General features: G+C 52.5%; 13 protein-coding genes. 8 read left to right on the forward strand and 5 right to left on the reverse strand.

Annotated elements, in window-relative coordinates; all coding sequences use genetic code 11:
- Positions 1-284: 284 nt before the first annotated feature.
- The 8 genes from nrfA to gltP all read left to right on the forward strand — a co-directional run bounded on the left by nrfA (position 285) and on the right by gltP (position 8,316).
- Positions 285-1,721 carry an ammonia-forming nitrite reductase cytochrome c552 subunit gene (gene nrfA / locus PS053_RS16405; RefSeq protein ID WP_000196886.1) on the forward strand — a complete coding sequence of 479 codons (1,437 nt, stop codon included), beginning with the start codon at positions 285-287 and terminating at the stop codon, positions 1,719-1,721.
- Positions 1,722-1,766: 45 nt separating this feature from the next.
- Positions 1,767-2,333 (forward strand): cytochrome c nitrite reductase pentaheme subunit, encoded by a 567-nt coding sequence (nrfB, locus tag PS053_RS16410; protein ID WP_010334603.1) that lies wholly within the window; start codon positions 1,767-1,769, stop codon positions 2,331-2,333.
- On the forward strand, positions 2,330-3,001 hold the full coding sequence (nrfC, locus tag PS053_RS16415) for a cytochrome c nitrite reductase Fe-S protein (RefSeq protein WP_000059409.1): 672 nt from the start codon (positions 2,330-2,332) through the stop codon (positions 2,999-3,001). Before nrfB ends, nrfC begins: the two co-directional genes overlap by 4 nt.
- The gene (nrfD, locus tag PS053_RS16420; RefSeq protein WP_256878766.1) at positions 2,998-3,954 is read left to right on the forward strand and encodes a cytochrome c nitrite reductase subunit NrfD; all 957 of its coding nucleotides are present in this window, start codon (positions 2,998-3,000) and stop codon (positions 3,952-3,954) included. Before nrfC ends, nrfD begins: the two co-directional genes overlap by 4 nt.
- Positions 3,955-3,973: 19 nt before the next feature.
- On the forward strand, positions 3,974-5,692 hold the full coding sequence (locus PS053_RS16425; protein ID WP_256878784.1) for a heme lyase CcmF/NrfE family subunit: 1,719 nt from the start codon (positions 3,974-3,976) through the stop codon (positions 5,690-5,692).
- Entirely contained in the window at positions 5,685-6,068 is a 384-nt protein-coding gene (gene nrfF / locus PS053_RS16430; RefSeq protein ID WP_001042069.1) for a heme lyase NrfEFG subunit NrfF, read from the forward strand. The genes PS053_RS16425 and nrfF overlap by 8 nt, the downstream gene beginning before the upstream one ends.
- The gene (gene nrfG, locus PS053_RS16435; protein WP_059277517.1) at positions 6,065-6,661 is read left to right on the forward strand and encodes a heme lyase NrfEFG subunit NrfG; all 597 of its coding nucleotides are present in this window, start codon (positions 6,065-6,067) and stop codon (positions 6,659-6,661) included. Before nrfF ends, nrfG begins: the two co-directional genes overlap by 4 nt.
- Before the next feature lie 341 nt (positions 6,662-7,002).
- A complete protein-coding gene (gene gltP / locus PS053_RS16440) occupies positions 7,003-8,316 on the forward strand; it encodes a glutamate/aspartate:proton symporter GltP (RefSeq protein ID WP_256878764.1) in 1,314 nt (437 codons plus the stop codon).
- Positions 8,317-8,512: 196 nt separating this feature from the next.
- Here the strand turns inward: gltP and yjcO are convergent, their stop codons facing one another.
- From yjcO to PS053_RS16465, 5 genes are all read right to left on the reverse strand, one after another.
- Entirely contained in the window at positions 8,513-9,202 is a 690-nt protein-coding gene (yjcO, locus tag PS053_RS16445) for a Sel1 family TPR-like repeat protein YjcO (protein WP_000720932.1), read from the reverse strand.
- 109 nt (positions 9,203-9,311) lie between these two features.
- Entirely contained in the window at positions 9,312-10,016 is a 705-nt protein-coding gene (locus tag PS053_RS16450) for an ABC transporter ATP-binding protein (protein ID WP_000219262.1), read from the reverse strand.
- A complete protein-coding gene (locus tag PS053_RS16455; protein WP_059253978.1) occupies positions 10,003-10,839 on the reverse strand; it encodes an ABC transporter ATP-binding protein in 837 nt (278 codons plus the stop codon). The genes PS053_RS16450 and PS053_RS16455 overlap by 14 nt, the downstream gene beginning before the upstream one ends.
- Positions 10,832-11,665 carry an ABC transporter permease gene (locus tag PS053_RS16460; RefSeq protein ID WP_001131979.1) on the reverse strand — a complete coding sequence of 278 codons (834 nt, stop codon included), beginning with the start codon at positions 11,663-11,665 and terminating at the stop codon, positions 10,832-10,834. Before PS053_RS16460 ends, PS053_RS16455 begins: the two co-directional genes overlap by 8 nt.
- A complete protein-coding gene (locus tag PS053_RS16465) occupies positions 11,665-12,714 on the reverse strand; it encodes an ABC transporter permease (protein WP_060877557.1) in 1,050 nt (349 codons plus the stop codon). Before PS053_RS16465 ends, PS053_RS16460 begins: the two co-directional genes overlap by 1 nt.
- Positions 12,715-12,791 lie beyond the last annotated feature (77 nt).

Consider the following 12,791-nt stretch of genomic DNA (forward strand, 5'->3'; position numbering starts at 1 on the left):
TGTGCAAATAAGAGGCAGGGGAATTTTTGAAGGTCACCAACAAAAGTTGATTAATTCTTTGAGGAACATGCAGTTATGCATCTGCTTGAAAAAGGAGATAATAATCACTAACTCTAAAGTGGTATTTTACATGCACTTACAATTGATTAAAAACAACATTCTAAGTGTGGTTATTTGTTACACATAAGGGCGAGCAATGTCATGGCAGTGTATGTGCGGTTACTGTCATGAAAAAACAATAAAAACTGCCATTGCCTTAATGGCGCAATTTGGATGAAGCCCCTATGACAAGGATAAAAACCAACGCACGCCGTTTCTTCAGCTTATTGATTCCTTTTTTCTTTTTCACTTCTGTTCACGCTGAACAAACGGCATCTCCCGCGAAACCTGTAACTGTGGAAGCGAAGAATGAAACTTTCGCCCCGCAGCATCCCGATCAATATCTCTCCTGGAAAGCGACCTCGGAACTGTCAGAGCGTGTTGACGCACTGGCGGAAGATCCCCGGCTGGTGATTTTATGGGCGGGATATCCTTTCTCCCGTGATTACAACAAGCCGCGTGGTCATGCTTATGCCATCACCGATGTTCGCGAAACTCTGCGTACTGGCGCGCCAAAAAACGCCGAAGACGGCACGATGCCTATGGCCTGCTGGAGTTGTAAAAGCCCGGACGTGGCGCGTCTGATCCAGAAAGAAGGAGAAGACGGCTATTTCCACGGTAAATGGGCGCGCGGCGGCCCGGAGATCGTCAACAACTTAGGTTGTGCCGACTGCCATAACACTGCTTCACCAGAATTTGCTAAAGGCAAGCCGGAGCTAACTCTTTCACGTCCGTATGCCGAACGTGCAATGAATGCTATTGGCAAGCCGTTTGAAAAAGGTGGGCGCTTCGATCAGCAATCGATGGTCTGTGGTCAGTGCCACGTGGAGTATTACTTCGATGGCAAAGATAAAGCCGTTAAATTCCCGTGGGATAACGGTATGAAAGTCGAAAATATGGAGCAGTATTACGACAAAATTGCTTTCTCCGACTGGACCAACGCCCTGTCGAAAACGCCGATGCTGAAAGCCCAGCACCCGGAATATGAAACCTGGAGCGCAGGCATTCACGGCAAAAATAACGTGACTTGCATCGACTGCCACATGCCGAAAGTACAAAACGCTGAAGGCAAACTCTATACCGATCATAAGATTGGCAATCCGTTTGATAACTTCGCTCAGACCTGTGCGAACTGCCATACCCAGGACAAAGCTACGCTGCAAAAAGTAGTCGCGGAGCGTAAACAGTCGATTAATGACCTGAAAATCAAGGTGGAAGATCAACTGGTTCACGCTCACTTCGAAGCGAAAGCGGCGCTGGATGCTGGTGCGACTGCCGCCGAAATGAAACCGATTCAGGATGATATTCGTCATGCGCAATGGCGCTGGGATCTGGCGATCGCTTCCCATGGCATTCATATGCATGCCCCGGAAGAAGGTTTACGGATGCTCGGCACGGCAATGGATAAAGCCGCGGATGCTCGTACCAAACTGGCGCGTCTGTTAGCGACTAAAGGTATCACCCATGAAATCCAGATCCCGGATATCTCGACCAAAGAGAAAGCCCAGCAGGCAATTGGCCTGAATATGGAGCAAATCAAGGCTGAGAAGCAGGACTTCATCAAAACGGTGATCCCGCAGTGGGAAGAGCAGGCGCGTAAAAACGGTCTGTTAAGCCAATAACCCCCGTTCCGCCTCGTAAGGGGCGGAAAACACAATGGAGTGAATATGAGCGTATTACGTTCGTTATTAACTGCTGGGGTGCTGGCGTCGGGCCTGTTGTGGAGCCTGCACGGAATTACCGCTACCCCTGCGGCACAGGCATCTGATGATCGCTACGAAGTCACCCAGCAGCGTAACCCGGATGCTGCCTGTCTGGACTGTCATAAGCCAGACACTGAAGGTATGCATGGCAAACATGCTTCCGCTATCAACCCAAATAACAAACTGCCGGTCACCTGTACCAACTGTCACGGCCAGCCGTCACCACAACACCGCGAGGGAGTGAAAGATGTGATGCGCTTTAATGAGCCGATGTACAAGGTCGGGGAACAGAACAGCGTTTGTCTGTCCTGCCATTTACCGGAACAGTTGCAAAAAGCGTTCTGGCCGCACGATGTTCACGTGACCAAAGTGGCGTGCGCCAGCTGCCATTCCCTGCATCCTCAGCAAGACACGATGCAGACGTTAAGTGATAAAGGACGGATTAAGATTTGCGTCGATTGCCATAGCGATCAACGTACCAATCCGAACTTTAACCCGGCGTCTGTTCCATTGCTTAAGGAGCAGCCATGAGTTTGTCACGTCGCCAGTTTCTCACCGGCGTCGGCGTGTTGGCGGCAGCCAGCGGCACTGCAGGGCGTGTGGTGGCGAAAACGTTGAATATTAACGGCGTGCGTTACGGCATGGTGCATGACGAGTCGTTATGTATCGGCTGTACCGCTTGTATGGATGCTTGTCGGGAAGTTAATAAAGTGCCGGAAGGTGTCTCGCGGCTGACAATTATTCGCAGTGAACCGCAGGGCGAATTTCCTGATGTGAAATACCGTTTCTTCCGTAAGTCGTGTCAGCACTGCGACCATGCGCCGTGCGTTGACGTCTGCCCGACTGGCGCTTCTTTTCGCGATGCCGCCAGCGGGATTGTCGATGTTAACCCGGATCTCTGCGTCGGTTGCCAGTATTGCATCGCTGCATGCCCATACCGCGTACGCTTTATCCATCCGGTCACGAAGACGGTGGACAAATGCGACTTCTGCCGCAAAACCAATCTGCAGGCAGGTAAGCTGCCCGCCTGTGTTGAGGCATGTCCAACGAAAGCGCTGACTTTTGGCAACCTGGACGATCCCAACAGTGAAATTTCAAAACTGCTGCGTCAGAAACCCACTTACCGCTACAAGCTGGCGCTGGGAACCAAACCGAAGCTGTATCGCGTGCCGTTTAAATACGGGGAGGTGAGTCAATGACCCAGGTTTCCGCATTTCATTTTGAATCGTTGGTATGGGACTGGCCGATTGCCATCTATCTGTTTTTAGTGGGTATTTCCGCCGGTCTGGTCACGCTGGCGGTACTGCTGCGCCGTTTCTACCCACAGGCAGGCGGCGCGGACAGTACGCTACTGCGCACTACGCTGATTGTCGGGCCTGGCGCGGTGATCCTTGGTTTATTGATCCTCGTTTTCCACCTGGCACGTCCGTGGACTTTCTGGAAGCTGATGTTCCATTACAGCTTTACCTCAGTGATGTCGATGGGGGTGATGCTGTTTCAGCTCTACATGGTAGTGCTGGTGCTGTGGCTGGCGAAAATCTTTGAACACGATTTGCTTACCCTGCAACAACGTTGGCTGCCGAAGCTGGGGATCGTTCAAAAGGTTCTGAACCTGCTGACGCCCGTGCATCGTGGACTGGAAACGTTTATGCTGGTACTGGCGGTATTACTGGGGGCGTATACCGGCTTTTTGCTGTCGGCGCTGAAATCGTATCCGTTCCTCAATAACCCGATCCTGCCGGTGCTGTTCCTGTTCTCCGGGGTTTCATCCGGCGCGGCGATGGCGCTGTTAGCGATGGCGATACGTCAGCGCAGTAATCCGCATTCCACGGAAGCGCACTTTGTTCACCGCATGGAAATTCCTGTGGTATGGGGAGAAATTTTCCTGCTGGTGGCCTTTTTCGTCGGTCTGGCGCTGGGCGATGACGGTAAGGTACGTGCGCTGGCAGCGGCATTGGGCGGCGGTTTCTGGACATGGTGGTTCTGGCTTGGCGTCGCCGGGCTGGGACTGATTGTGCCGATGTTGCTCAAACCGTGGGTAAATCGCAGTTCAGGCATATCTGCTGTACTGGCGGCGTGTGGCGCCAGCCTGGTTGGGGTGTTGATGCTGCGCTTTTTCATTCTCTACGCCGGGCAGTTGACGGTGGCGTAAGCCAGAAAAGAGGTGGTTTCTGGACGTATTCCTTCCTGAAGTCGGTTTTCTGGCGCTGTTGTTAAGTCTTGGGGTCAATGTGTTGACCCCTCTGACGACTGCCGTGGGCGTGAGGTTGCGCTGGCCTGGTATGATGCGGCTTGCCTGCATTGGCATCCTGGCGCAGTTCGCGCTGCTACTGCTGGCGTTTGCCATTCTTACTTTTTGTTTTCTCTCCAGCGATTTCTCGGTCATTTACGTCGCCCAACATAGTTACAGCCTGCTGTCGTGGGAACTCAAACTGGCGGCGGTATGGGGTGGTCATGAAGGCTCGCTGTTGCTTTGGGTGCTGTTGCTTTCTGCCTGGAGCGCATTGTTTGCCTGGCATTATCGGCAGCAAACCGATCCGCTATTTCCACTCACGTTAACGGTTTTATCGCTGATACTTGCCGCGCTGCTGCTGTTTGTTGTCGGATGGTCCGATCCTTTTGTGCGGATATTTCCGCCCGCAATAGAAGGGCGCGATCTCAACCCAATGCTGCAACATCCAGGTCTTATCTTCCATCCGCCGCTGCTTTATCTCGGCTATGGCGGTTTGATGGTGGCGGCGAGCGTGGCGTTGGCGAGTTTATTGCGTGGCGATTTTGATGCCGCCAGTGCCCGGGTTTGCTGGCGATGGGCGCTGCCTGGCTGGTGCGCATTAACCGCAGGGATCATTCTCGGTTCCTGGTGGGCTTATTGCGAACTGGGCTGGGGCGGTTGGTGGTTTTGGGATCCGGTGGAAAACGCGTCGTTATTACCCTGGCTTTCATCTACCGCGTTGCTACACAGTTTGTCTTTGACACGTCAGCGGGGAATTTTCCGTCACTGGTCTCTGCTGCTGGCGATAGTTACCCTGATGCTGTCGCTACTGGGCACGTTGATTGTGCGTTCCGGCATTCTGGTTTCAGTCCATGCGTTCGCGCTGGATAACGTGCGTGCCGTGCCGTTGTTCAGCCTGTTTGCGCTGATTAGCCTGGCGTCTCTGGCTCTGTATGGCTGGCGAGTGCGGGACGGTGGCCCGGCGGTGCGTTTTTCGGGGTTATCGCGGGAAATGTTAATCCTCGCTACGCTGTTGCTGTTTTGCGCAGTGCTACTGATCGTGCTGGTGGGAACGCTTTATCCGATGATTTACGGCCTGCTGGGCTGGGGACGCCTCTCCGTTGGCGCGCCGTATTTTAACCGTGCGACGTTGCCGTTCGGTTTGCTGATGTTGGTGGTGATTGTGCTGGCGGCGTATGTTTCTGGCAAACGCGCACAGCTTCCGGCGCTACTGGCGCATTCCGGTGTGTTGCTGTTTGCCGCCGGTATCGTGGTTTCCAGCGTTAGTCGTCAGGAAATCAGCCTGAATTTACAGCCGGGGCAGGAAGTGACGCTGGCAGGCTACACCTTCCGTTTTGAGCGTCTCGATCTACAGGCTAAAGGCAATTACACCAGCGAAAAAGCGATCGTGGCGTTGTTTGACCATCAGCAACGCATTGGCGAATTGACGCCGGAGCGGCGCTTTTATGAGGCACGCCGTCAGCAAATGATGGAACCGTCGATTCGCTGGAACGGCATCCATGACTGGTATGCGGTCATGGGAGAGAAAACCGGAGCGGATCGTTACGCATTTCGTTTGTATGTACAAAGCGGTGTGCGTTGGATTTGGGGCGGTGGATTGTTGATGATTGTGGGCGCGTTATTAAGTGGATTGCGGAGGAGAACGCGCAATGAATAAACGGTTTCTCATGTTACTGCTGCTGTTTGCTGGCTTTGTACACGCTCAGGTCGTAGACACCTGGCAATTCGCCAATCCGCAACAACAGGAACAGGCGTTAAGTATTGCCAGCCAGTTACGTTGTCCGCAGTGCCAGAATCAGAACTTACTGGAATCCAACGCGCCGGTGGCGGTCAGTATGCGCCATCAGGTTTACAGCATGGTGGCGGAGGGGAAAAGCGAAGCTGAAATCATTGGCTGGATGACCGAACGCTACGGTGATTTTGTTCGCTACAACCCACCGTTAACCGGTCAGACACTGGTGTTATGGGCGCTGCCAGTGGTGTTGTTGCTGATGGTGGCGCTGATCCTCTGGCAGGTGAGGAAGAAGCAATGAAACAGCCTCAAATACCAGTGAAAATGCTGACAACACTCACTATTTTGATGGTATTTCTCTGTATCGGCGGTTATCTGCTAAGTCCGAAATGGGCGGCAGTGCGTGCGGAGTATCAACGTCAACGCGATCCGTTGCATCAGTTTGCCAGCCAACAAACGCCGGAAACACAGCTTCAGGTATTACAGAATAAAATCCGCGTCAATCCACAAAGCAGTGAACAGTGGGCGTTACTGGGCGAGTATTACCTGTGGCAAAACGATTATAGCCATGCGCTGCTGGCGTACCGCCAGGCGTTACGACTGCGCGGTGAAAACGCTGAATTATACGCGGCGTTGGCAACGGTGCTTTATTACCAGGAGGGGCAGCATATGACCGCTCAGACTCGCGCGATGATCGACAAATCCCTCGCGCTGGACAGTAATGAAATCACCGCTCTGATGCTGCTGGCCTCCGATGCGTTTATGCAGGCGAACTACGCGCAAGCCATCGAACTATGGCAAAAAGTGATGGATTTAAACTCACCGCGAGTTAACCGAACACAGCTGGTGGAGTCGATTAATATGGCAAAACTGCTACAGCGACGATCGGATTAATCATCCGGCGTTGAAGATTATGTCATTGAGCTGCATAAAAAATAATCGAATGAACATATGCCAAAAATAATCACTAATTAGTATTATTGCAAATTAAACAAATAAAAATCTTTCCATAACAAATGGTTATTCATTAATCCTGCCATAAACTCGCGTTATTATGCATTAATGCAGCGAAAAGCTCTGTTGTTAAAGGGTTGCGCAACATACCGCGCAAATGATACTGATCATAAGCGTTAAAAAAATCTACAAACCAACGCAACACAATTCATGCCCTGGCAGTATGTCACGTTCTCGCGTTTCTGAACGGGGAACGGCGCTCCATTGAGGAAGTCATTCATATGAAAAATATAAAATTCAGCCTGGCCTGGCAGATTCTGTTTGCTATGGTGCTGGGCATTCTCCTGGGAAGCTACCTGCACTACCATAGCGACAGCCGCGACTGGCTGGTCGTCAATTTGCTCTCTCCGGCGGGTGATATCTTCATCCATCTGATCAAAATGATTGTTGTGCCGATTGTGATCTCCACGCTGGTGGTGGGTATCGCGGGTGTTGGTGATGCCAAACAGCTCGGGCGTATTGGTGCGAAAACCATTATCTACTTCGAGGTGATCACCACCGTCGCCATCATTTTGGGGATCACTCTGGCGAACGTCTTCCAGCCCGGTGCCGGGGTGGATATGTCGCAGCTGGCGACCGTCGATATCTCGAAATATCAGAGCACTACGGAAGCGGTACAAAGCAGTTCCCACGGCATTATGGGCACGATTTTGTCGCTGGTGCCGACGAACATCGTGGCGTCGATGGCGAAAGGCGAAATGCTGCCGATCATCTTCTTCTCAGTGCTGTTTGGTCTGGGGCTTTCATCCCTGCCCGCGACGCATCGTGAACCGCTGGTGACCGTTTTCCGCTCCATCTCTGAAACCATGTTTAAAGTGACTCACATGGTGATGCGTTATGCGCCGGTGGGTGTGTTTGCGCTGATTGCGGTGACGGTGGCTAACTTTGGCTTCTCTTCTCTGTGGCCACTGGCGAAACTGGTGCTGCTGGTGCATTTCGCCATTCTGTTCTTCGCGCTGGTCGTGCTGGGGATTGTGGCGCGCCTGTGCGGGTTAAGTGTCTGGATCCTGATTCGTATTCTGAAAGATGAGTTGATTCTGGCGTACTCCACTGCCAGCTCTGAAAGTGTGCTGCCGCGAATTATCGAGAAGATGGAAGCCTATGGCGCACCGGCGTCAATCACCAGTTTCGTGGTGCCGACCGGTTACTCCTTTAACCTTGATGGTTCGACGCTGTATCAAAGTATTGCCGCTATCTTTATTGCCCAGTTGTATGGCATTGACCTGTCCATCTGGCAGGAAATCATTCTGGTATTGACGCTGATGGTGACCTCGAAAGGGATTGCTGGCGTGCCGGGGGTTTCGTTTGTGGTGTTGCTGGCAACGCTGGGTAGCGTAGGTATTCCGCTGGAAGGTCTGGCCTTTATTGCCGGAGTTGACCGTATCCTCGACATGGCTCGTACGGCACTGAATGTGGTAGGTAATGCGCTGGCGGTGCTGGTGATTGCCAAGTGGGAACACAAATTTGACCACAAAAAGGCGCTGGCCTACGAGCGTGAAATGCTGGGCAAATTTGATAAGACAGCGGATCAGTAATTGAAGATTGCCGGGGGATTATATCCACCCGGCAATGTGTGGATGCCTGATGCGACGCGTAACGCGTCTTATCAAGCCTACGCCAGACTGAGCAATAGCTCGATTTAGCGTGATTTTTGTAGGTCGGATAAGGCGTTTACGCCGCATCCGACATCAATGCCTGATGCGACGCATAACGCGTCTTATCAGGCCTGCTTTAACCGTTGGTTAATTTCTCAAACTCTTCACATCCGGTATCAAACCCTTCCATACAGCTCAGGTTCAACCAGTGCAGCGCCTTTTGTTTGTTCTTCTCAATAAACCCCTCTTCACCGTTTAAGAACATCATTCCCGCCCAGTACTCGGAATAACCGGTGCGGGAAATTGCGGAGCTGCGTTTGAAATACCAGGTCGCTTTGTCATCGTCGGCCTTAATGCCCACGCCATTAGCGTAAATCAAACCAAGCAACATCTGGGCATCGACGGCAGAGTCGTTCTCCAGATCTTCCGAGGCGTTTTCTAACAGCGAAATCGCCTTCGGATAATCCGGTTTACCCGCCTGGGTATTCACCAGAATATGCGCCAACGTCACTTCACCTTCTTTACTGCCTGCTTGCGCGGCTTTCTCGGCAAGCACTTTTGCTTGTGGATAGTCCAGGCTGACCGGATTGGTGATTTTGATCTGCGCCAACAGCGCGCAGGCATCGGCATCACCGCTGTCAGCGGCTTTCTGTGCCCAATATTCGGCTTTGCTCAAATCGCCGGAGCTAAACCAGCTGTCGGCAAGAAAATATTGTGCGCGTCGGTCTCCGGCTTCTGCCGCCTTTACATATTGGCTGCCAGGTTCGGAATCGTTCGCGTGGGCAAAGAATGTTAAAAACAACATCAAAGTGATAATTTTTTTCATTTTGATAATGAAGTTTGGTAGGGAATAGACAGTATAAAGTGTTCGGCTGGACAAAAAAACAACTGTAAAAAGACTCGCAGGCCGAATGATTTAATGCGATGTAAGGTGTTTAATCCATCCGATGCTCACCTTTTTCCAGGGCGTTGCGATCGAAAAATCGTTGAATTTTCCCCCCGGTCATCATTGCCGCACGGTCAGACATATGTGCGATGACATCGGCATCGTGGCTGACCAGCAGATACGTCATTTGGTGCTCCCGCTTCAGTTGATTCAATAAATTAAGAATTTCCGCTTGTACCGACATATCCAGCGCCGAGGTGGGCTCATCCAGTAGGAGAAGCTGTGGCCGTAACAACAGCGCGCGGGCGATAACCACGCGTTGCCGCTGACCACCGGAAAGCTGATGTGGGTAGCGACGAGCGGCGTCGAAAGGTAAGCCAACCTGTTCCAGTACAGTCTGGACGCGTTTTTCTATTTCGCTTTCGCCACGAATTTTGAGTGGTTCAGCCAGTGTTCGCCACAAAGTATGGTTGGGATGCAGCGAGGCGTAGGGATCCTGAAACACCATTTGCACATTGCGGCGGAGATCGCCCTGAAAACGCATTCCTGGTTTGATGGCGTGCCCAAGCAGTGATACCTGACCGTGCCAGTCGCGTAGTAATCCAGCCAGTACGCGTAAGATGGTGGATTTTCCGCAGCCAGATTCGCCAATTAAACTAAATGTCTCGCCAGCATTAACCGAAAAACTGGCGGCGGAAACTGCGGTTTTCTCAGCAAAAGTAACCTGCAAGTGATTAATTTCAACGACCGTCATGGTATTTCTCCAGCGTCATCGCCGTCCTGTCCAGCGTTGGCAATATCTGCCCGTAAGTTTGCGCATTCGGGCGGCAAGTCCACAGTGTGCGTGTGTAAGGATGCGTTGCAGTGGGGAGTGCGTCGGCGCGCATTTCATCTATCTTATTTCCCTGATACATCACCATCACCCGATGGCAAAATTGTGCGACTAATGGCAGGTCGTGACTGATCAGCAACATTGCCATCTGCCGTTGTTCACATTGAGTAACCAGGAGTTCCAGAATCTGATTGCGCAGGCGAACATCCAGTGCCGATGTCGGTTCATCGGCAATCAACACCTGGGGATCGTTGATGAGCGCCATTGCAATCATCACTCGCTGTCCCATTCCGCCAGAGAGTTCACGGGGATAGTTTTGTAACACTCGCGTATTGAGGCCGACGGCCTGAATCGCGGTATTTATTTTCTCTTCTTTTTCGCAGCGATTAAGGCGTTGATGGAGCGTAATTGCCTCTTCCAGTTGCGCTTTTACCGTCTTCACTGGATTAAGTGCATAACGCGGATCTTGCAATACCATCGCGATATCGTTACCGCGCAACTGCTGCCATCCACGCGCATTGAGAGTGAGCGCATTGCGCCCCAGAATGTTAAGTGTGTCTGCGGTTACCCTGCCGGGTTTGCGAATAAGCCCCATCAGGGCGCGGGCGGTCATTGATTTGCCTGAACCCGACTCACCAACCAGCGCCAGGCGCTCATTGCCTAATGTAAAGCTGACATTATTGACGACCCGGGAACCCGGGTAATCGACGCAGAGATTCTTAATATCAAGACGTGAGTCAGTCATGTTGCGGCTCCAGAACATCGCGCAAGCCATCACCCAACAGATTAAAGGCCAGACTGGCAATTAAGATAATTGCGCCGGGCGCGGCGGCAATCCACCATTGATCAAAAATGACCTGCATACCGTCGGCGATCATGGCTCCCCATTCTGCCATTGGCGGACGAGCACCAAGACCAAGAAAGCCCAGACCAGCAGCCGCCAGAATGATACCCGCTAAATCCAGCGCCAGACGGACAATGGCGGATGGCAGGCACAATGGCAAAATATGACCAGTCAGCAGACGCCCGCCGCGGATACCCATCATCTCTGCGGCGGCAAGATAATCACTGTGTCGTAGGCGTTGAATTTCACTCCGTGCCTGGCGCGCATAAGCAGGCCAGGTGGTTAACGCCAGCGCCAGTGCGCCGTTAACCAGCCCCGGTCCCAACATGGCGACAAATGCAAAGGCCAGAATCAAACGCGGCATTGACATTACCACGTCAGTAAAACGCATCAGTACGCGTTCCAGCCAACCGCCGTAGTACCCGGATAAAATGCCAATTAACAGACCAACCGGGAGCGTAATGATTGTCACCAATGCGACCAGCCCCAGCGCCGGGCGGCTGCCGTAGATTAAACGTGAAAGTAGATCTCGCCCGTAACTGTCCGTACCGAGCCAGTGCTGACTGTTCGGCGCTTGTAATCGTGCCGCCGCATCCTGCCAGTTAGGATCGTGAGGTGCCAGCAACGGCGCGAAGAGCGCAATTAGTATCAATAACAGGATAATTATCAACCCGCCGAACGCGGCGGGCGAACGACGTAAACGGCGTAAAAAGAGAAACATCGGCATCAGCGCAACCCCGGTTCGGTCAGCCTGACCAGCAGGTCGGTGAGGTTATTTATCAACACAAAGCAGATGCCAATCAGTAACGTACCGCCCATGATTGCGGTGGTATCGCCAGCGAACAGCGCCGTAGTGAGATAGCGGCCAATACCAGGCCAGGAAAAGACGGTTTCTGTCAGTACCGCGCCTTCCAGCATTGATGTATAGGCGAGGGCGATGACGGTGAGCAAGGTGCCGCGAATGTTTGGTAAAACATGGCGTAGCAAAATGGTCATCTCGCTGGCCCCTTTGGCGCGCGCCAACAAAATATATTCTTTATTCATTTCGCCAAGACAGGCCGAACGTGTCAGGCGCGTAATACTGGCGAGCGAGAAGTACGCCAGTAACAAAACTGGCAGCGTCAGATGATTGATTGCATTGATAAATGCTTCACAATCGCCCGAAAGCCAGGTATCAAACAGTGCAAATCCGCTGCGGGGAACAATGGTGAATTGATAAATATCATCCAGCCTGCCCGGTCCGGCACTCCATTGCAGTCTGGCGTAGAACAGCGCCAGCATTAGCAGACCAAGCCAAAAAATGGGGACGGAATTTCCCAGCAGAGTTAATGTTCGCACGGTGAAATCCAGCGGCGAACCAACATAACGGGCGCAAAGTACACCGGCAATGATGCCGATAGTAGCACCGACAATAAGTGCCAACGTTGCCAGCTCAATGGTTGCCGGAAACGCCGATAGCAAGTCCTGGAGTACCGGTTGCCCGGTGGCGCTGGCGATGCCGAGATCGCCGTGCGCCAGATTTACCAGGTAATGCCAGAACTGGACAGGTAATGGCTGATCCAACCCTAACTGGTGGCGCACCTGAGTATAGGTGGACTGGCTGGCGTGATCGCCAACGATTTGCAATGCCCGATCGACTGGTGAGAGAGCCGAAAGCGCAAAGGTAATCAGCAGCAGGCCGAGCAGCGTCAGAGCAACGGTAAACAATCCCTGCAACAGTGCGAGCAGAGGACGTTTACATCGCCATTTCATGCGAGTGGAAAAAACAGCAGACATGATCTTTCCATACAGTGAGAAATCAGCGGCTGGCCTGCAATACAGGCCAGCCCTGGTATCGCCCCCGATAACGTAGC

The organism is Escherichia albertii, from assembly GCF_028622335.1.
GTDB lineage: Bacteria > Pseudomonadota > Gammaproteobacteria > Enterobacterales > Enterobacteriaceae > Escherichia > Escherichia albertii.